Annotated in this window: 12 protein-coding genes; 5 read left to right on the forward strand and 7 right to left on the reverse strand. The window is 67.9% G+C overall.

Annotation, left to right across the window (positions count from 1 at the left end; translation table 11 throughout):
- Window positions 1–91: 91 nt before the first annotated feature.
- Window positions 92–1,759, forward strand: a complete 1,668-nt coding sequence (locus KRR26_RS32310; protein ID WP_217081690.1) for a bifunctional aminoglycoside phosphotransferase/ATP-binding protein — start codon at window positions 92–94, stop codon at window positions 1,757–1,759.
- Between the two features lie 2 nt (window positions 1,760–1,761).
- On the opposite strand, the gene KRR26_RS32315 is transcribed toward KRR26_RS32310, so the two are convergent.
- Entirely contained in the window at window positions 1,762–2,817 is a 1,056-nt protein-coding gene (locus tag KRR26_RS32315; RefSeq protein WP_217081691.1) for a zinc-binding dehydrogenase, read from the reverse strand.
- Window positions 2,818–3,224: 407 nt separating this feature from the next.
- Here KRR26_RS32315 and KRR26_RS32320 point away from each other — a divergent pair, with 407 nt between their 5' ends.
- Window positions 3,225–3,563, forward strand: a complete 339-nt coding sequence (locus KRR26_RS32320) for a hypothetical protein (protein WP_147422896.1) — start codon at window positions 3,225–3,227, stop codon at window positions 3,561–3,563.
- A 66-nt stretch (window positions 3,564–3,629) separates the two neighbouring features.
- Here KRR26_RS32320 and KRR26_RS32325 read toward each other — a convergent pair whose 3' ends face one another.
- Window positions 3,630–4,859, reverse strand: coding sequence for a glycosyltransferase family 39 protein (locus KRR26_RS32325; RefSeq protein WP_217081692.1), 1,230 nt, complete (start codon window positions 4,857–4,859; stop codon window positions 3,630–3,632).
- Window positions 4,860–5,112: 253 nt separating this feature from the next.
- Window positions 5,113–5,724, reverse strand: coding sequence for a CGNR zinc finger domain-containing protein (locus tag KRR26_RS32330; protein WP_217081693.1), 612 nt, complete (start codon window positions 5,722–5,724; stop codon window positions 5,113–5,115).
- A 114-nt stretch (window positions 5,725–5,838) separates the two neighbouring features.
- Between KRR26_RS32330 and KRR26_RS32335 the strand changes: the two genes are divergently transcribed.
- Window positions 5,839–6,099, forward strand: coding sequence for an SDR family NAD(P)-dependent oxidoreductase (locus tag KRR26_RS32335; RefSeq protein ID WP_217081694.1), 261 nt, complete (start codon window positions 5,839–5,841; stop codon window positions 6,097–6,099).
- A gap of 14 nt (window positions 6,100–6,113) precedes the next feature.
- Entirely contained in the window at window positions 6,114–6,641 is a 528-nt protein-coding gene (locus tag KRR26_RS32340; protein WP_120204129.1) for a lipocalin-like domain-containing protein, read from the forward strand.
- 49 nt (window positions 6,642–6,690) lie between these two features.
- On the opposite strand, the gene KRR26_RS32345 is transcribed toward KRR26_RS32340, so the two are convergent.
- Complete coding sequence (locus tag KRR26_RS32345) at window positions 6,691–7,407, reverse strand: class I SAM-dependent methyltransferase (RefSeq protein ID WP_120203492.1); 717 nt, start codon at window positions 7,405–7,407, stop codon at window positions 6,691–6,693.
- Window positions 7,408–7,860: 453 nt separating this feature from the next.
- On the opposite strand from KRR26_RS32345, the gene KRR26_RS32350 reads away from it, so the two are divergent.
- On the forward strand, window positions 7,861–13,689 hold the full coding sequence (locus KRR26_RS32350; protein ID WP_217081695.1) for a DUF3320 domain-containing protein: 5,829 nt from the start codon (window positions 7,861–7,863) through the stop codon (window positions 13,687–13,689).
- A gap of 9 nt (window positions 13,690–13,698) precedes the next feature.
- Here the strand turns inward: KRR26_RS32350 and KRR26_RS32355 are convergent, their stop codons facing one another.
- From KRR26_RS32355 to KRR26_RS32365, 3 genes are all read right to left on the reverse strand, one after another.
- Window positions 13,699–16,329, reverse strand: coding sequence for a chitinase C-terminal domain-containing protein (locus tag KRR26_RS32355; protein ID WP_217081696.1), 2,631 nt, complete (start codon window positions 16,327–16,329; stop codon window positions 13,699–13,701).
- A gap of 47 nt (window positions 16,330–16,376) precedes the next feature.
- Window positions 16,377–17,054, reverse strand: a complete 678-nt coding sequence (locus KRR26_RS32360) for an RNA polymerase sigma factor (RefSeq protein ID WP_217081697.1) — start codon at window positions 17,052–17,054, stop codon at window positions 16,377–16,379.
- Between the two features lie 148 nt (window positions 17,055–17,202).
- A complete protein-coding gene (locus KRR26_RS32365; protein WP_217081698.1) occupies window positions 17,203–19,896 on the reverse strand; it encodes a family 20 glycosylhydrolase in 2,694 nt (897 codons plus the stop codon).
- Between the last annotated feature and the right edge of the window lie 3 nt (window positions 19,897–19,899).

The raw sequence follows: 19,899 nt of genomic DNA on the forward strand, positions 1-19,899 counted from the left end.
CGAGCGGCCCTCCCGCCAGTCTTTGCGGGAAGGCCCCCGGGTGACTGCGCGCGACAGCGAGGGACCTCACCTTCTGTCCGAGGCACATGCCATGAGCCCGACCGCGCCCAATGACCTGTCGCACGTCGTGGAGCAGCTCCGCCGCAGGGATGCCTACGCGCATCCCGTCGACCGAGTAAAGGTCCTCCAGACTCACATCTCGTACGTCCTGCTCGCGGGCGACTACGCCTACAAGCTCAAGAAGCCGGTGGACTTCGGCTTCCTGGACTTCCGCACGTTGGATCAGCGCAGACACTTCTGCCTGAGCGAGGTGGAGCTGAACTCGCGCCTGTCGCCCGAGATGTACCTCGGCGTGGAGCCCATCGTCCGCGCGGGGACGCACGTCCACATGGGCGGAGAAGGAGAAGTGGTCGAGTACGCGGTGAAGATGCGGCGCCTGCCCTCGGAGCAGATGCTGGACGCGAGACTCGCCGCGGGGCGCGTGTCCACGGCGGACATCGAGCGGCTCGCGCGGAAGATGGAGCGCTTCCACCGCGCGGCACCGAGCGACCCCAGCGTGTCCCGCTTCGGAGCCCCCGCCGAGATTGCGCGCGACTGGGCAGAGAACTTCGACCAGTCCCGGCCGTTCATCGGGATGACGCACTCGGCCGCCCAGCATCGGCTGTGCCTCGAGTTCGTCCGCTCGTCGCTGGTCCGCCGCCACAGCCTGTTGCTCGCGCGCATGCGGCACCATCGAATTCGAGAGGGGCATGGAGACCTGCGCACATCGGCGGTGTGCTTCGACACGATGTGTCCGGACGGCATCTGCGTCTTCGACTGCATCGAATTCAATCGCCGCTTCCGCTGCTGTGACGTGGCCTCGGAGATCGCCTTCCTCGCCATGGACCTGGAGCTGCATGACCGGCCGGACCTGTCAGACGCGTTCGTGGACACCTATGTCGAGGCGAGCCACGACACGGGCGTGCGACGGCTCCTCCCCTTCTATGGCTGCTATCGCGCGTATGTGCGCGGCAAGGTGGATGGGTTCCGGCTCGACCAATCCGAGTCCAGCCCTCACGAGCGCGCCGAGGCCCTGCTCCAGTCTCGCAAGGCCTTCGAGCTGGCCTGCGGCTACGCGGACGAGGACCGACCGCCGCTGCTCGTCCTCATGAGCGGGCTGTCCGCCACGGGGAAGACGACGCTCGCGCAGGCCCTCGCGCGGCTGCGCGTCTTCGACGTGCTGGCCTCGGATCGGCTCCGTCGAGAACTCTCGGGCCTGGACACCCACGCGCCCCAGGTCGCGGCCTACGGAGCGGGGCTCTACTCGAAGGAGCGTCGGCAGCGCGTGTACCAGGAGCTGCACCGGCGCGCCGCGGAGGCGCTCTCCGACGGGCGCTCGGTCATCCTTGATGCCACCCATGGAGAGCGGGCGCAGCGCGAGGAGGCGGCCTCACTCGCCCGCGAGCATGGCGCGTACTTCTTCGTCATCGAGTGCCGCGCGGACGAATCCGCCGTGCGCCATCGCATGGATGCGCGGGAGCGGGTCCACTCCGTCTCGGATGCACGCTTCGACACGTACCTTCAGCAGCGCAGTCACTTTGATCCACTCGACGAGTTGGACGACTGGAGCCACATCGTCGTGGACACCTCCGCGTCGCTGGATGTGAGCACCGCGCGCGTGCTCCATGCCTTGGACGAGCGCCTGACGCCACGAGGACTCGCGACGGGGCCCCGCCTCGATACGGCGCGACGACGCGAGGCCCCGGACCTGCGAGGCTGACCCTACGGTTGGATGGCGACCTTGAACACCCCGTCGCGGCGCTCACCAAAGAGGGCATAGGCCTCCTGGATGTCCGCGAGCCGGAAGCGATGCGTGATGAGCGGAGACAGGTCCACGCGTCGGCTGCGCACCACCTCCATGAGTCGCCGCATGCGCTCCTTGCCGCCCGGACAGAGCGTGGTGACGATGCGGTAGTCCCCCAAGCCCGCGGCGAACGCGTCATACGGGATCTGAAGCTTTCCGGAGTACACGCCCAAGCTGGACACCGTCCCGCCCGGCCGGAGGCAGCGCAGACAGCTCTCGAAGGTCTGCGGTGTCCCGAGCGCCTCAATGGCGACATCCACGCCGCCCCCCGTGAGGCGTCGCACCTCGGCCACCACATCCTGCTGCCGATAGTCGAGCACCACGTCGACCCCCATTCGCCTGGCCATCTTCAAGCGCGACTCATCACCATCGACCCCAATGACCAGCGTCGCCCCCATCAGCCGGGCGCCAATGGATGCACACAGGCCAATGGGCCCCTGCGCGAACACCACCACGGCATCACCGATCCGCACCCCGGCCGACTCGGCCCCGCTGAAACCCGTGGAGGCGATGTCCGACAGGAGCACCACTTGCTCATCCGTCAGCTCATCCGGGATGGGCGCGAGGTTCGCCTGCGCCGAGGGGACGAGGATGGACTCGGACTGCGCGCCGTTGAGGGTATTGCCCAGGCGCCAACCGCCCGCCTGCTCCCACCCATCCCCATGGCCACACTGCGCCGCCTGCCCTGACAGACACGCCCGGCACTGCCCACACGGGGTGATCGCCCCCACGAGCACGCGGTCCCCAACCTGGTAGCCCGTCACGCCCGGACCCAGTTCCTGGATGACGCCCACGGGCTCGTGGCCAATGACGAGCCCCGGCTTCACGGGGAACTCCCCCCGAACGATGTGCAAGTCCGTGCCGCACACCGTGGTGAGGGTCATCTGGATGACAGCCTCACCCGGCCCGGCACGGGGCGTCTTCACGTCCTCGATGCCGAAGCGGTTCACGCCGTGAAAGACATTGGCTCGCATGCGCTTCCTCCTGTGGGTGCATCCACGGACGAAGTGTCTGCACGATGCCAATGAACGAGGCGCTCCCGGGAGCTCGCTTCCAGGCGCCCGCGCCCCCGGCTGCGTCGCCCCCCCTGATTTCGAGACCGCCGTTGCGTTCAAGCGCGCCCTCGGAGCGCTGACTACCTAGGGAGGCAGGAACCCTCCTCTCCCAGCTGAGTCCGCTGCCGCTCCCATCCCGGTACCGTCCAACCGTGCCGGCGTTCGCAAAGAACCTCCTCGGCTCGCGTTGATAATCACCGCCCCATCCACTGACCATCCTGAACCAAGGAGGGCGGCCTTTACCTGTTCTTTCCTGAGACCTGAGCATCCCGGTCCATCCCTTGATGTCCCGAGTTCCTCATGACAAGCTGTCAAGAGGAGGGCTCATGAAGCCACTGGCTAGCGCGTTGTGTTTCTTTGCGTTTGTTGTGCTTTTGGTGAAGGGATTCAATTCAAACAGTGTGATGTCAACGGCCGAGGCGGCGACACCACCGGTCGGCCAGGCGGTGATCGCGGCCACCAAAGCTGCAACAGTGACAAAAACGATAACGAAGACAACGACAAAAAAGACAGCGACCCTGAAGCCACCCTCAGGACCCACAGAACCCAACGAAGAAGACGGCGAAATCATCAACAGCAAACCAACAACAAGCCGAACGACGCAGACCAAGACAGTGCAGACCAAGACAGTAACGAAAGGTGGACCTACGCCCACCGATGAGTGAGCCCCCCCTTCTGGGGATGGCCTCCCTCGCATGGAGGGTGCCGGGGGGACCCTCATGCGAGACAGCCTATTCCCAGGGAGCCAGCGGATTGCGTGGGAACCAATAGAAGAACCACGCCAGGACGCCGACACAGAATGTCAGCATGACCCGGCGTGGCAGCTTCGTAAGCGCCAGCGCCGCCAGGATGCATTGGCTGGGAACAAACACCAGCATGTAGAACGGATAGGTGACGCGCACGTGAGCAATCAGGATGAAGAGTAGATACGGAACACTGAAGAGCAGAAAGGCAAGGAGCGCCAGCGGATGTCGCTCCCGGATGTCCGACCAGACGAGCGGGAGGGCGATCCAGCTGAACAGCAGAATGATCAGGTTGGGTTGATCCATGTACTGCAAAACATAGCGCGGAATGCTGCCGTCTTCGACCTGCATTGATGTGACGAAATACGGCGAATTCTGGAATCCTGAAAACCAATGAAGCGGATGCACGCTGTCGCTCACTCCCGGCGACCCCAGGGTCCGGTGATAGCTCGCCATGCTCGCGATGTGATGGAGCGGGCTGGGAAATGCGTGATAGACGGCGTCGTAGATACCCAGTCCCACGAGAAAGCACAGTGCCGTGGGAATGCCGACGCTGAGGCCGACCCGCGTGGTCACTTTCAGCGCGGCCTTGGAAAGCCATCGCTCCTGGCTGACCCAGACGTAGAGGACAAGAGCGATGAAGACCATCGCAACGACTCCCTTGGCCAGCATTCCAATGCCAAGAACAAGTCCGGAGAGCCACCACCTCTGTCCCGTGAATAAATAGACCCCCAGCATCGCGAAGAAGAACGCCGGGATGTCGAGCATCGCGATCGAGGAGTGAACGAACCAGAGATTCTCAAACCCAAGCAAGAAGGCAGCAAGGAGCGCGACCCTGCTGTCAGTGAACCTGCGGGTGAGCAAGTAAACCAGCGCCAGCGTGAAACTGCCGGCGAGGACGGAGGGCAGGCGCCAACCGAATCCGCGATCCCCGAACAGCTGGATGCTGACTGCGATGAGCGCTTTGGCAAGAGGCGGGTGCTCCTCGTTGCATACCGTCCCATTGATGAGACACTTGGCGGCCGGTACGTAGTGTGCTTCGTCGAAAACATAAGCCGCGGCCGGCTGATCAATGATGCTCAAATGAAGGAGCACGACGACCGCCACGAGTCCCACCAGTGCCCAGTCATGATTGGGTGTCGAGGGCTTCGAAGACGCTGCGTCATCAAGCAGAAGGGCATTGCGAATCCATCGAGAAAGAGCGCCCATCTTTTCCATTCATCACGCCCAAACCACCTCGCCGGAGAGCCGCGGCCGAGACGTTTTGATTTGGCATTCCAAGAGGTGGCTTGCGGTTGTCATCGACGACAGGCGGGCCCAGGCTGCTTCCTACGGATGCATCCGCCCTGAGCTTGGAGCCACCGGTGCCTACCCAAAGTTCGGTCACTGAGTCAAGACAGGGAGGTTGAACGGATTTCCTTGGAGAAGGGGCGAGCTGCTCGCCTGGGCTCACCCCTCCATGAAGCAGGCACTATCTGCCCTCCCCTCGCTGACGTCGGCGGAACTCCTCCACCTTCGCCTTGTTGCCGCAGCCCGACATGGAGCACCAGCGCCGCTGTCCGGAACGCGAGGTGTCCACGAAGAGCAGCGCGCAGCCCTCTCCCTCGCAATTGCGGATGCGCTCTGAAAGCGGCCCCCCCAGGAGCTCCACACCCTCCCGCGCCACGGCCGCCAACAGGGAGTGCACGCCACCACGCGTCCACGTCAGGCCCTCGGGGCCCAGCTGAGGCGCTGGGGGAGGCTCCGCCGCCCACCGGTTCACCAGCGCCCTGGCCTTGGCGTCCAGGCTCTCGTTTCGCAAGCGGGCCACCGCCAGTCCGTAGAGGGCCTCGCGAAGCTCTCGCGCGTGCCGCAGATCCTCGTCGGTGGGCTTCGGGTCCTTCACCGCCAGCCCGGCGGCGACCAGCCAGCGCCCCAGGTCGTGCGGCGTCTCCAGCAGGTCCCTCGGCTCGGCCTTCAGCCGCCCGGCCAATGACGCAGGCAGGTCCAGGCAGAGCCGGCCCGAGCGGAACTTGAATCCGTCCCGCAGCTCACCGGCCAACGCCAAGGGCTGCTCCAATGCCTGTTTCTTTCTGAGTGCCATGAACTCCCACAGGAAACCATGAAACCGGTTTGACAGGTTACAGAAACTCAACCATAGATTCGCATGTAACCTGTTTATGGGGTTACTTGAATCCCCCGTCGCGGAGGCACACCCATGCAACTGGAAGGCAGGAAGGTGATTGTCGTTGGGGCTGGCTCGGGCATCGGCAAGGGCGTGGCATTGGCGGCATCGAGGGCGGGCGCGCACGTGGTGCTGGCGGGCCGCACGCGAGCGACGCTGGAGGCCACCTCGGAGGCGATGACGGGCTCCCGCGAGGTGCGCGTCCTGGACGCGTCCGTCGAAGCAGAGGTGGCGGCATTCCCCTTCCTTACCGGCGCTGTCCTCTCCGTGGACGGCTGCGGGGTGCTGATGTGAGCGGGCACGACGCGGTGAAGCGAACCCCCTGGCGCGCACTCACGGCCGGGGCCCTGCTGCTCCTGGCGCTCCCCTTCATCGCTCGCGAGGCGGACGCCCGAGGGAAGTCCGTCGCGGATCAGCTCGTGGGGACTTGGACGCTGGTCCTCGTCGACAATGTGCTTCCGGACGGGACGCGGGTGCAGCTCTACGGTGCACAGCCCCAGGGCCTCCTCATGTTCGATGGCCAGGGGCGCTACTCCCTCCACATCCTCCGCGCGGGCCGGACCCGGTTCGCGGCCAGCGACAAGAGCCAGGGAACGCCGGAGGAGAACCAGGCCACCGTGCGAGGGACGAACTCGCACTTCGGCCGGTACTCCGTGGACGAGAAGGAGCGCACGCTCACCTTCCACATCGACCACGCCTCGTTCCCGAACTGGGAAGGAACGGAGCAGCGGCGCACCTTCACGCTGACGGGCGACGAGCTGAAATACATCGTCCCCGCGCCGACGACCGGAGGCACGGGGACGCTCGGCGAGGTGCAGTGGAGGCGCGCGAAGTAGCTGCGTGGACTCGGGGGCTACGACGCGTGGAGCTGCGCCCGTTCGAGCATCACGTGCGGCCGTTGAGGGATGAAGGCCGCCACCAGAGTCCCGTGCACTCGGGATAGATCGTGCTACCGAGGCGCGAGAACGAGCGGGCGCACTCTTCCCCAAAGAAGAAGTCCAGAAGGCGCACCCCTTCATCCATCGAGGGGAACTCATAGTCCGTCCGAATCCACATGCGCTTGAAGCCCCAGGTGCCTTCGAGCAGTTCGTAGTAGCGGCGGAGCTGTTCAGGCGGCTGAAACGGGACGGAGTGCCCCGTTCCCAGCGTCTCGATGACCATGGCCGTTCCGCCAGGACGGAGGACTCGCAACATTTCTCGGAGGCCCGCCTCGACGAGCGCCTTCCACTCGGAAGGCTCCCAAACAGTCTGGTGGCCATACGTCCATCCCGCGATGGAAAGGTCGGCGCTCCCATCTGCCACGGGGAGCGCGCCATTGTCGGCCACGTTGACGGTGCAGTTTGTCAGTCCGAGGCGCGTCAACTCGCGCTGGGCCAGGCGGAGCATGGGTGCGGCACCATCGAACGCGCGGACCGAGCGCACACGAGGCCCCAACAACGTGGTCACACGCCCTGTTCCAGCACCAAGTTCAACGACCTCCAGGTCGGCCAACGTGACCCGCGACTCGATGGCCTTGAGGAGATTGCCCTCGCGATCTTCATGCTGAACAAGCGCAGCGTACTGGTCCGGGTATGACTCGTAGACCTCACGGGCGTCGATCATGTGTCCCTTTTCTCCAAGTCCATGGCCAAGTGAAACGCTCGATGCGGAAGAAGGTGTTCAGGTTCGGGCCGAGGATGGGACGAAACGGTGCCATCCCGCTGCGGCCCAAGGAAGGGCCGCGAGGATGCGGACCCGGCGAAGGGCGGCGTCCCAGCAGCTCGCGTCCATCATCCGGGGCCGCCATGCAGTGGGTACCTGCCGACCGGGCATGAGCCTGTCTCGACTCTCCCTCGACGCGACCTCCTGTGACCCGTCGCACGTCATCTGCGCGTTCCGAACCGTCACCGAGAGCCCGCTGTCGCGATTCTTCCGCGCCGACGCGCACTGCCGACCTCACTCGCGACTGTTCCGGAGCGGGCGCCGCGACGAAGAGAGCACGACACGCTCCGCCTTCGGCGTGGCAATCTGCGCGGGTGGCTGGGCGGCACGTTGCCCCCTCCCTCGCGAGGCTCCATGTCCACTCTTGATTCCGGCCCTGTGACGTCCTCGGTCCGGGTGGAACTCCTGACCGCGCCCTCCCTGAACTTCGCCATGGAGCAGAGTGGCGTCCCGCTCATTCGAGAGGCACGGATCCGCAACGTCGGGTCACGTGCCCTCGGGCCCACGGTCCTCGGCGTGCGCCTGGAGCCCGAGCTGGGGGACTCCGTTCGCATCCCGGTCCCGTCCATGCCCGCGGGTGAGGAGGTCAGCCTCGGAGTCATCGACCTGCGCCCACCCGCCGGACACCTGCGCACGGTGTTGGAGACCGAGCGGGCCCAGCTCCGCTGGTCGCTCCAACAGGAGTCACAGGTCCTCGCCGAGGGCACCGCGCCAGTGGAGATCCTCCCCTACAACCACTGGCCTGGAGCGAGCGCGCCGCTCGGCCTGCTGACCACCTTCGTCACGCCCAACCATCCGGTCATCCCCGAGCTCCTCAAGGACGTCCGCGCTCGGCTCGAGAAGGCGATCGGCGAGGGGGACCTGCCGGGGTATCAGCGCCACCAACCGCAGCATGTGCTGTCGATGATGGCGGCGCTCTATGGCGTCATCCAGGACCTGGGGCTCAGCTACATCGAGGCACCTCCCAGCTTCGAGTCCTTGGGACAGAAGGTGCGGCTGCCGGATCAACTCCTCCGCGAGCGGATGGGCTGCTGCCTCGACGTGACGCTGCTCTTCGCGTCCGCCCTCGAAGCCATGGGGCTCCACCCGGTGGTCCTCCTCGTCCATGGGCACGCGCTGCTCGCCACATGGCTCATCGACGAACGATTCCCCGAGGGATGGGTCGAGGATGCGGCCCGGTTGCGGAACCTGGTATCGCTGGGCGCGCTGATTCCCTTCGACGCCACGGCCGCGCTGGTCGCCGGGCACCCCACCTTCGAGCAGGCCATGCTCATGGGGCGCGAGTACCTCGCGGACGATGCGAACTTCCGCGCCGCGCTCGACGTGAGCGTCCTGCGCCACGACGGCTACCGCCCCCTGCCCCTTCGCAAGGTCGAAGCCCCACCCGCCGACTTCGAGTCCACCGAGCCGGCGCGCGCTCGGCTCCACACCCTCCTCGCGAGCGCAGCCGCGGCAGCTCCTGCGCAGGAGCCTCCGCCTCCGCCGCCCCAGGTCGTCTCGCGCTTCGCGCGATGGAAGGAGAAGCTGCTCGACCTCACGTTGCGCAACAAGCTGCTCAACTTCCGCCTGGAGACGCGCGGCGCGCTGCCGCTGCACATGCCCGACCTCGCGACGTTCGAGGACGCCTTCTCCAGCGGCGAGAGCTTCGAGATCCACCCCGCGCCCGAGTCCAGTGGCGCGGATGCGCGCGATGCGAAGCTCCAGCTCGCCCGCGGAACGGCGGATGAGCTGACCGCGCGACGACAGCAGGACCTGGACAAGGGCCTGCTGCACTCCCCGCTGCGCGAGTCCGAGCTGTGGGCTCGCGCGCGCCACCTGGAGCGGACCGCGCGCACCGACCTGGAGGAAGGGGGCGCCCATACGCTGTACCTCGCGCTGGGACTGCTGCGCTGGTTGGAGCCAGGGGATCCGACCCCGCGCCTCGCGCCGCTCATCCTCTACCCCGCGACGTTCCGGATCGACCGCGCCCGCAAGCGCCTGCGCATCGAACGGCTGGCTGACGAGCCGATGGGCAACGTCACCCTCGCGGAGAAGCTGAAGCAAGACTTCGGACTCGACGCGCGCGCGCTCACGGCCCTGGAGGCCGATGAGAAGGGATTGGATGTCCCCAGCATCCTTCGCGCGGTACGAACCGCCATCCAGAGTCGCGCCGGCTGGGAGGTGCTCGAAGAAGCCCATGTTGGACTCTTCGCCTTCACGAAGTTCCTCATGTGGAAGGACCTGGCGGACAACGAAGCCGGCCTGCTCTCCAATCCCCTCGTGCGACACATCGCCGCGGCGGGGACGTCCGCGCCTCCAGTGGGCGGCACCGAGTTCAATCCCGAGACGCTGGACGCCGAGGTCCCCGTCGCCGACCTGCCGTGTGTCGTCAACGGTGACTCCACGCAGCTCGCGGCCATCGCCTCCGCGCTCTCGGGGCGCTCCTTCGTGCTGCAAGGCCCACCGGGGACGGGCAAGTCGCAGACCATCACCAATCTGATTGCCGCTGCCGTCGCGCGAGGCAAGTCCGTCCTCTTTGTCTCGGAGAAGATGGCCGCGCTCGAGGTCGTGCATCGCCGCCTGAAGGATGTGGGGCTGGACGACTTCTGCCTCGAACTGCACAGCCACAAGAGCAACAAGAAGGAAGTGCTCGAATCCTTCGGGCGCGCGCAGGACCGGATGCGAGGCATCCGCGAGCCGCCATGGGAAGACCGCTCACGCGAGCTGGGCAAGGCGAGGACAGCGCTCAACGACTACGTCCGCGCGGTCCATCAGCGGTGGCCCCTGGGCCAGAGTTCCTACGACGGCACGAACCGGCTGCTGCGCTTGCGTGCAGCGCCGTCCGTCGCCCTGCCCCACCCCGCGCCCGAGGCGCTCACCGAGTCCGAGCTGCGCGCGGCCCAGGAAGAGGTCGCGTCGCTCGTGAGCCCGCTGCGCAATGTCCGGGCCCTCGGCGCCCACCCCTGGGGCGCCGTGCGCGGCGTCCACTGGACGAATGCCCTGGAGGATCAGCTCCTCCGGATGCTGGGCGAAGTCCGCACCAGCCTCGACGGCGTGGACGCGACGGCGACGGGCCTCGCCTCGACCCTGGGACTCGAATCCACTCCGAACCCGACCGCGAAGCTCCGCGACCTCGCGGAGCTGGGGCTCGTGCTGTCCAGTGGCCCCCTCCCGTCCGCGGCGCAGAGCAGTGAGGGGTGGACGCCCACCGCACAGCGCATCCGCGAGCAGGCAGGGTGCTTGCGTGAGCAGTCTTCTCGCGAGGCGGACGTCGCCTCGCGCTGGAGCCCGAGCCTCTTCTCGTTGGAGCTCACGCCCCTCCAAGCCCGCTTCGAGAAGTGGGCCGGAGCGTTCGTGCTGTTCGCGTTCCTCTTCCTGTGGAGCGCGCGACGCCTGCTCACGCCGCACGCCACCCGCGTGCTGCCCGGCAACCGTGACATCGCCCGAGACCTCACCACTGCGCGACAAATCATCGCGGGCCGCCAACGCATCGAGACCCAGGGACGAGCGCTCGAAGAGCCCCTGCGAGTCCTCTCGCCCGCCGAGCAGACCCAACCCGACGCACTGGAGAGCCTGATTCAGCGCGCCTCCCAGACGCGCGACCTGAAGGAAGCCTTGGGCGTCGCGCGACTCCAGCTGCCGGGAACCTCCGCGGCCCGCGACGCGCTGCGCACCCAAGCCACGGCCCTGGAGCGCGCGCTGGAGCGACTCGCTCGCGCCGAGGCGGCCCTGGCCGAGACCGTGAAGGCACATCCCTGGGAGCAGCCGACCTCGCCGCGGCACCGTGGGTCCCTGCGATCCCAGGTCGAGGACTGGAAGAGCCACCTGCGCGCGCTCAAGCCCTGGTGCCAGTACCAGACGCAGGCCGACCGAATCCGCGCGCTGGGCTTCAGCGCCTTCGTGGACGCAGTCGAGCAGGAGAGCGTCGCGCCTGAAGCGTTGAGCGCGGTCTTCGAGCGCGCCGTGCTGACCACCTGGTCGCGCGCGCTCCGCGACAGCGAGCCCGCACTTCGCGACTTCGACGCGGACGCCCACACCGGCCGAATCGAGCGCTTCCGGCAGCTCGACCTCGCGCACGTGGGCCTCTCGCGCCAACGCGTCCTATATCAGCTCGAACAGCGGCTGCCCGTGGGCCTCGGCGCGAGCGCGGAGAGTTCGGAGCCGGGCATCCTCGCGCGCGAGCTGCGCAAGAAGCGGGGACAGATGGCGCTGCGCAAGCTGCTCGCCTCCATTCCCAACCTCGCGCGCCGCCTCAAGCCCTGCTTCCTGATGAGCCCGTTGTCCGTCGCGCAGTACCTGCCCGCCGACGGACAGCGGTTCGATCTGCTCGTCTTCGACGAGGCCTCGCAGATCGGCACCCACGACGCCATCGGCGCGATGGCCCGAGCCAATCAAGTCATCGTCGTGGGTGACTCCAAGCAACTCCCGCCCACGAGCTTCTTCAGTCGCGGCGAGGACGCGGAGGCCACGCCCGACGAGAACGACGTGGTCGAGTTGGAGAGCATTCTCGAAGAGGCCCTCGCCAAGCAGTTCCCCCAACAGATGTTGGGCTGGCACTACCGCAGCCGCCACGACAGCCTCATCGACTTCAGCAACCGGCAGTACTACGAGGGCCGCCTCCAGGTCTTCCCCGCGGCGCGCGCCCGCGTGGCCGACCTGGGCGTGAAGTGGCATCCCGTCCCGGACGGCGTCTATCAATCCAAGACGTCCGGCAAGACCGCGGCCATCAATCCGCGCGAGGCGGAGGCCCTGGTGGCGGAGCTCGTGAAGGCGCTCCGCAAGCACACGCCCCAGGAGCGCACGTTCGGCGTGGTCACCTTCAGCATGGTGCAGCAGCAGGTCATCCTCGACCTGCTGGATGCCGAGCGCGCGAAGCACCCGGAGCTCGAGGCGCACTTCACGTCCTCCGAGCCCGTGTTCGTCAAGAACCTGGAGAACGTCCAAGGCGACGAGCGCGACGAGATCTTCTTCAGCATCTGCTACGCCAAGGACACCGAGGGGAAGCTGCGGATGAACTTCGGCCCCCTGAGCCGCGCGGGCGGCGAGCGCCGACTCAACGTGGCGGTGACGCGTGCCCGCTGTGCCCTGCGCATCTTCTCCACCTTGACGCATGAGCAGATCGACCTGTCGCGCACGACCTCGGTGGGCGCGCGCCACCTGCGCGAGTTCCTGCGCCGCGCCGCGGAGTCCGCCTCGCCGTCGAGCACGAACACCCGGGAGCCCGAGGACGCACTCCCACAGGACGTGGCGGCCTCGCTGCGCGCGCTGGGCTACACGGTCCATTCGGACGTGGGCACGGGCGGCTACCGCGTGGATCTCGCCGTGGAGCATCCGTCGCGCCCCGGCGAGTACGTGCTCGGCGTGGAGTGCGACGGGCCCCACTATCGCGCGGCGTCCAGCGCCCGAGACCGCGAGCGGCTGCGGCCCGAGGTCCTGCAAGGCCTGGGATGGCGCCTGGCTCGCGTCTGGTCGCTCGCCTGGGAGGAGGACCGAGCGGGACAGCTGCAACGCCTCGCTGCCGCCGTGAAGGACGCGGTGGAGGGGGCGCCCCTCGCCGCGGTGGCTCCTCGGCTGGAAGACCCATCGGCCGAGGCGGCCATCCCAAGCGCACCGCCTGCGGAGCAGCCAGGGGCCACGACGTCGGCGCGCGGCGCGGCGGTGCAGGCCTACGTCCCCGCGACGCTCCCGGCCGTGAGGGAGGGCGCGGACTTCTTCGCCCCCACGTCGGCCTCGCGACTGCGTGAACAACTCCAGTCCGTGCTCGAACAGGAAGGCCCCATCCACGAGGAGCTGCTCGCGCGACGCATCCAAGAGGCCTGGGGCTTGGGCAAGCTGACCCCTCGCGTCCGCAAGCGCATGGAGGAACAGCTGGCGGAGCTGGTCCAGCGCGGCGCCATCCTCGCGCAAGGGGAGTTCCTCTGGGCCGGATCGCGGAGACCCGCTCAGTTCACGGGCTTCCGCGGCGCGCACGACGACCGGGACGTCAGCCAGATTCCGCCCGAGGAGCTGGCCAACGCCGCCGCCGCAGTGCTCGCCCACGCGCTCTCGATGGAGCGCGACGAGCTGCTCCGCGAGACAGGGCGGCACTTCGGGGTGAGCCGGCTGACGCGCACCGTGGTGCCGGTGCTCGAAGCGGGCCTGGAGCTGCTCGCCCGCGAGGGGCGGTGCACCCTCGCGGGCGAGCGGGTCATCTGGCGGGAGTAGGCGCCGCGCTCAGCGCGCGGCGTCCTGCTTCAACCCATACGTCTTGCCGCCGAACGCGAGCGTGAAGTTGGCGGGGCTGGAGACGGGGAGCTGGTAGGAGAGCTTCACCGTCACGCTGCTTCCACTGGGGATGGTCTGCCACGTCGGCAGCGTGAGCTGAACCCGGTGGAAGTCCCCCTTGAGGCCGCCCACGTTCGAACCGCTGTGGTCGCTGCGAATCACGCTCAGTGTCCACCCGGACTGCTGCGACATCGTCGCGGGCGCGGACGTGGCGTAGTCGAACTGAAGCAGCGCGCCTCCCGGGATGGTCTGCCCGGAGTTGTTGGTGAGCTTCATCGCGGGGTTGATGGGGTAGTTCGCATCACCGACGGCGAAGTCCCCCACCTCCACGGACACATCGAGCGCCTCGGTGGGCATGCCCAGGTTGGAGCGCAGGTTGCGATACGGCGAGGCGGTCTTGAACTTGTCGTAGATGAGGTTCGTCATCGTCGAACCCATGAAGTACTCGCCCTGACCGTTGTTGCGGGTGGCATCGAAGGCGTAGTCGCCCGCCAGCTCCCAGAACATGATGCCGCCGATGCCTCGGTCCACCACGTACTGGGCCTTCACGGCGATGGACTCCTCATCCTCGGTGGAGAGGAAGACCTTCTTCGTCGCGTTCCACAGCCACGGCGCCACCAGGGAGGCGCTGTAGCTGCGGACGTACGTGCCCGTGAGCTTGTCCGTGGGGTCGTTCACCGGATCCAACCCGTACGCCGTCACGTAGCTGCCCTGGAGCCCCGCCTGGAGGTTCTTCGCGTGCCACATGGGGTTGCTGCCCGACCCCACCTCCGCGCCGAGCGAGTTCTTGTCATGCCAGAGGTTGTCGATGCCAATGGCCCCGTTACCGCACGGCACCGTCGAGCCCACGTTCGGCCCGGTGCCCGGCGGGCACTTCGTCTGGTCCGCCAGCGGCGCCGTGCCCCACAGGCCACTCGTGCCGTTGCTCACGTTCTGCCAGCCACGCGTGTAGTACGGCACGCCCAGGTTGATGCGGCCTGCCTGCAACGCGCCTCGGAAGTAGTGATAGGCCCAGTCCGTGTTCAGGTACCCGATGCCGCCGTAGGTCCCATACACGTTCCAGTTGAGCAGCTCGCCGTCCTTGCCGTCGTCGAAGAGCGGCGCGTTGGGACCCACGAACTGGTTCCAGGCGCCGTGCAGGTCGTAGGTCATCAGGTTGGCGTAATCCAGGTACTGGGTGACCTGATACGTCTCCGTCCCGCGCAGGATCCATCCCGAGGCCGTGGTCGCCGCCGTCAGCATGTAGTACTTGCCATCCGCCGCGCTCGCCGCGTCGAGCTTCTCGCGCAGCGTCTTCATGAGCGCGACATAGCCCTTCATGAGCCCCGAGCGCCGAGGCGTGGCGAGGGAGAAGTCATCCGGGTTGCCCGCGTTGGGCATCGACGTGGCGTACTCGAAGTCGATGTCCGCGCCGTCAAACCCATACGTGCGCAGGAACGCGACGACCGAGTCCGCGAAGGTGTTGATGGCCGCCTGGTTGACGGTGTTGCTGCTCGTAGTCGTCAGCGTGTAGAAGCCGCCGCTCGCCACCCGGTTGCCATTGTCATCCAGGTAGCCGCCAGACTCGGCCCAGCCGCCAATGGACACCAGCGTCTTGACCGCCGGGTGCTGCTTCTTGAACTTGTTGAGCAGGTTGAAGTGCCCCTTGTAGGCGAAGGCGGGGTCCATCTCCGCGCCGGCCACACCGGGCCACTCCTGGCCCGTGGCGGGGTTGTTGGGAGAGTTCGCGCCCACGGAGACCTTGTTCTGGCCATCCACGTGCGCGAACGCGTAGTTGATGTGCGTGATCTTGTCCCAGGGAATCTGCGGCACCAGATAGGACGGGGCGCCGTTCTTCCCGTCGCGCCAGCTGGTGAAGTACCCGATGATGCGGCGCGGGTGGTCCGCCCCCATCTTCTCGCGGCCCGCCGAGTCGTAGACGAGGCAGTACGGCACCGCCACGCCCGGCGTCGAGTACAGGCCATCTGGCCGGCACCCCACGGGGTCGCTGCCACCGTTGGTGGTCGTCACCGGGAGCGCGGTGCTCGCCGCCGAGACGTTGCCCGCCGCGTCACGCGCCTTGACGCTGAACGAGTACGCCGTGTTCGCGGTCAGGCCCGTCACGACCGCCGCAGGGTCCGTGACGGACACGGCCAGCGCGCTGCCCTGATACACGTCGTAGCCCGTCACGCCCTTGTTGTCCGTCGACGCGGTCCACGCGAGCGCGACGCTGGTCGAGCCCACGCTGGTCGTGCGCAGCCCCGCCGGTACGGAGGGAGGAATCGTGTCCACCTCACCGCCGGTGCCGCACGCACCCACCAGCTTGTACCAACCGCTCGCCGTTCCAGCGACCGGGTCCGCGGTCCAGATGGCGACGAGGGCCTCGTAGAGATTGCTCTGATACACGACGCGGTCGCCGGCCTTGTAGATGGTGCTGGCGTTCCACGCGGGGACGCCCGTGCAGTCCACCGCCAGCGCCGCGCGACTTCCCTCCAGCGGCGAGGACGACGCATCGGCGGCGTCCGAAGACAGACACGCGGTCGAGCTCGAGAGCAGCAGCATCCCCGCCAGGGACGCGCTCCTCCAAGAAAGGCAATGCATTGCATTCTCCTCGGGACACGCGGCGCGCCAGGACAGCGCACCGGATTTCAGGACCAGGGGCCCTGTCTCAAAGAGGGAGGCACTCGCGAGTTCGGGTCACCACCCGCCCGCCGGCGCGCGTTCGCGCCGGGCAGTTGATGCGCGCCGCCCGGCACACCCTCACGCGCCAGCAGCTCGCGCAGATGCGCCCGACCCAGCCGGAGCCGGCTTCGCACCGTCTCGAAGGGAACGCAGAGCACGCCCGCCAGCTCGGGCACGCTCATCCCGTGCACGTGATGCAGCACCAGCACGCGGCGCTGCTCGCCGGGAAGCTGCTCGAGCAGCGCATCCACGCGCTGACGCCAGAGACAGTCCTCGCGGGCGTCGTCGAGGCTCGGCGCGGCGACCTCGGCCAGCGCCTCCTCGTCCATGCGTGAGCGCTCCAGTCGCGCGCGACGCGAGGCCGCGAAGCTCACCCGCCGCACCACCTGATCCGCCCACGCGACGAGCGCCCCGTCGCCTCGGTAGCTCGGCAGACCGCGGTAGATGGCGACGAGGGCCTCTTGCGTGACGTCGTCCACCTCCGTGTCGCGCCGGAGCAGGCCACGCACCCGGGTGCGCACGCGCGGCAACAGCTCCGTGAGGAGCGCGCCCACCGAGTCACGCGACCACGCAGGCGGCGCCACGGCTGAGACGCCCTGCCCCGCGGCCCGCCCTCCTCCGTCCCTGCGTCTGACGCTCGCCATGTGTTCTCCCATCGCGTGCGCTGGAAAGGTCGGGCACGGGGCCGCCCGGCCCATCGGGCGCACCCGATGGGCTGGCTCGCGGCACATCCTCGCGGCACCCGCGCCCCGTGCTCCTCCGGACCCGGAGCAGCACGGGTGCCGCGGTGCCTCAGTTCAGCTCGACCACGCGGCTGGTGCGGCCATCCTCCGCGCGCGAGCGCAGCAGCACCCGGCCCGAGACTCGGACCGGCTGCGCGTAGGGCACCCACCACTTGCCACCATCGAGCGAGTACTCGATGACCAGGCCCGGGTAGCGCACGTTGGCGAGGAGCTGACCGCCGCGACGCTCGGCTCCCGGCAAGGGGATGCGGTAGTTGACGCCCACGCTGTCCGGCAGCTCCCCGCGCACGTCCACGGGACGATAGGCCCCGAGCCGCGGCAGGACGTACTGGCCCAGGCTGTTGGCGAAGCGCGCCCACAGCGCGGGCATCTGGGCGACGGGGGGCAGGTCCGGGTTCCACGCGCGCTCGGCCACGCCCAGCAGCTTGGGGAACGCGAGGTACTCCATCACCTCGGGCGTCTTCACGTTCTCGCCGAAGAGCAGGCCATGCATGCCCAGGATGTTGCGGCGGCCCTCGGCGGTCAGGTGCTCCTTCGAGTCCCAAGACTCGGGAGGAATGGGGTTGCCCATCCGGTCATGCGTCCCGTTCACGTAGACGTCGAACGGGCGGTACTCGAAGGTCTTCTTCTCGTCGACGAAGTTGGCCCAGTAGTAGCCGGGCTCGTCGGGGTCCTTGTTGTACGCGAGGTCCATGTACAGGTTCGTCGCGTGCGACAGGATGACGCGGTAGCCCTGGTTCGCGTACCGGTAGGCGTCATCCTCGCGACCCCAACCCCAGACATTGCTCCACGGCATGGGGATGAAGCCGGGCAGGTCCAGCCCGTGGTGGATGATGTCATCCCAGCCCGTCACCGCGGCGCCGGACTGAGCGATGAGTCCGCCCCAGCGCGCGAAGAACAAGTTGAAGCGCTGCAGGTCACTCAGCCCCTGCGTCTCCGGATTGCGCTGGCACGCGGGTGAGCCCGCCCACCACACGTTCGCCGAGAGCGAGGGCAGCTCGTCGCCACCCGCGTGGATGGCCACCAGCCGCGCCGCCGGCACCGCGTCGTAGCGCGCCTTCAGCTCGCTCACCACCTTGCCCAGGAAGGCATACGTGGAAGGCAGACACGGGTTGACGAAGTTGTCCGTATAGCCTTGCACGCTGGTGTGATGGGACGCGTCGTCCGGGTCCACCAGCCGGTACTCCTGCGCCTGCGCGGGGTCCGCGTCCCGATATTGGCGATAGCGATACTCCATGGCCTTCACCGCGGCGCGCGCGTGGCCCGGCATGTCGATCTCCGGAATCACGTCGATGTGGCGCTCGGCCGCGTACGCGAGCAGCTCCTCGAAGTCCTTCGTCGAGTAATAGCCGCTGCCCCGGCCCACGAAGTTGAGCGTGGCGGTCTCAAAGCCCTGGTAGCTCGGCGCCGCGCCCCCATTGGCCTCGGTGGGAGAGCTGGCCTTGAAGGCGACCCGGTCGCCCGGCCCCAGGTCGCTGCCGCTGCCCAGGCCCACCTGCAGCATCTCGGCCTCCTGAAGATCATGGCCGCGCCGCGAGCCATAGCTCGTCAGCTCGGGGATGCCGGGCACCTCGATGCGCCAGCCCTCGTCATCCGCCAGCCGCAGGTGCAAGGCATTGAGCTTGTAGTGGGCCATCACGTCGAGCAGCTTCTTCACCGTCTCCTTCGACTGGAAGTGCCGCGCCACGTCCAGGCTCATGCCGCGATACGCGAAGCCCGGCGCGTCCACGATGCGCACGCGCGGGAGCGTCACGGACGCCGGCCGCGCCTCGCGCTTCACCGAAGCGGTGTAGGCCGATACCGGAACCAGCTGACGCAGCGTCTGGATGCCATGGAACACGCCCGCCGCATCCGAGCCCACCAGGGACACGGCCGAGTCCGTGACCTCCAGTATGTAGCCCTCCGCGTCTCGGGCGCCGTCGCCATCGACATCCAGCGCGGCATCCACGCGCAGATCGATTCGCTCCGAGCCCGCGTTCGCCTCGCGCACGCTCACCGGCGCGGCGAGGACGTCACCGAGCGCCGCGGCCAGATAGGCGGCCTCTCCGGACAGGCCCGCCGCGTAGCGGATGCCCACCGCGCCCTCCAGCGTCAACACGCCGTCGCGCGCCTCCACCTGGCGGGGCTGAGGCAGCAAGCGCGCCTTGAGGTCGAGCGCCTGGAACGAGGGGTTCTCCGCGTAGCGCAGGGCCGGCGTCTGGACGGGGAGCACGTCCCCCTCGAAGCGCGTGGTCTGCTTGGGGTCCGCCGCGTTCAGCCGCACGGTGGCGGGGACCGCGATGGACACCGCGTCCGCCAACGCGCCGCCCTCGAAGACGACGCGGAAGCCCGCGGGCGCGTCGGTCTTGAGGATGGCCCAGTCGGAGGCGAGCACGGACAGCGTGCGCCGCTCGCCGGGCCGCAGGGGCTTGAAGCTCGGCAGCGGCTCCAGCACGTAGGCGTCACCGCTCTGCGCCTGGCCCGCCTTGGAGATGCGGATGCCCTGCGCCGCGAGCGCCTGGATGCCCGTCGCATCCCCCTCGCCTTCATCGAGGATGCGGCGCACGAAGCTGAAATAGAGCTTCCATCCGGTGGACCCCAGCTCGCGCGTGCCGCGATTCTCCAGGGTGAACTCGGAGCGGAAGAACTTCCAGCTCCCCACCGAGTTGTCCACCGGCTGCCACTCGACGGCCAGTTCCGTCGGGCGACGGCAGGCCGAGGCCAGCAACGTCACGACCGCGAGGCACAGCACGAGCCGCTTCATCGG

The sequence above is a fragment of the Citreicoccus inhibens genome (assembly GCF_019039035.1).
GTDB lineage: Bacteria > Myxococcota > Myxococcia > Myxococcales > Myxococcaceae > Citreicoccus > Citreicoccus inhibens.

Bases quoted from the DNA above. Each gene is read 5' to 3' on its own strand.
- KRR26_RS32320 (WP_147422896.1), top strand. From the start codon at position 3,225: ATGAAGCCACTGGCTAGCGCGTTGTGTTTCTTTGCGTTTGTTGTGCTT.
- KRR26_RS32315 (WP_217081691.1), bottom strand. From the start codon at position 2,817: ATGCGAGCCAATGTCTTTCACGGCGTGAACCGCTTCGGCATCGAGGAC.
- KRR26_RS32350 (WP_217081695.1), top strand. From the start codon at position 7,861: ATGTCCACTCTTGATTCCGGCCCTGTGACGTCCTCGGTCCGGGTGGAA.
- KRR26_RS32335 (WP_217081694.1), top strand. From the start codon at position 5,839: ATGCAACTGGAAGGCAGGAAGGTGATTGTCGTTGGGGCTGGCTCGGGC.
- KRR26_RS32365 (WP_217081698.1), bottom strand. From the start codon at position 19,896: ATGAAGCGGCTCGTGCTGTGCCTCGCGGTCGTGACGTTGCTGGCCTCG.
- KRR26_RS32345 (WP_120203492.1), bottom strand. From the start codon at position 7,407: ATGATCGACGCCCGTGAGGTCTACGAGTCATACCCGGACCAGTACGCT.
- KRR26_RS32310 (WP_217081690.1), top strand. From the start codon at position 92: ATGAGCCCGACCGCGCCCAATGACCTGTCGCACGTCGTGGAGCAGCTC.
- KRR26_RS32330 (WP_217081693.1), bottom strand. From the start codon at position 5,724: ATGGCACTCAGAAAGAAACAGGCATTGGAGCAGCCCTTGGCGTTGGCC.
- KRR26_RS32360 (WP_217081697.1), bottom strand. From the start codon at position 17,054: ATGGCGAGCGTCAGACGCAGGGACGGAGGAGGGCGGGCCGCGGGGCAG.
- KRR26_RS32355 (WP_217081696.1), bottom strand. From the start codon at position 16,329: ATGCATTGCCTTTCTTGGAGGAGCGCGTCCCTGGCGGGGATGCTGCTG.
- KRR26_RS32325 (WP_217081692.1), bottom strand. From the start codon at position 4,859: ATGGAAAAGATGGGCGCTCTTTCTCGATGGATTCGCAATGCCCTTCTG.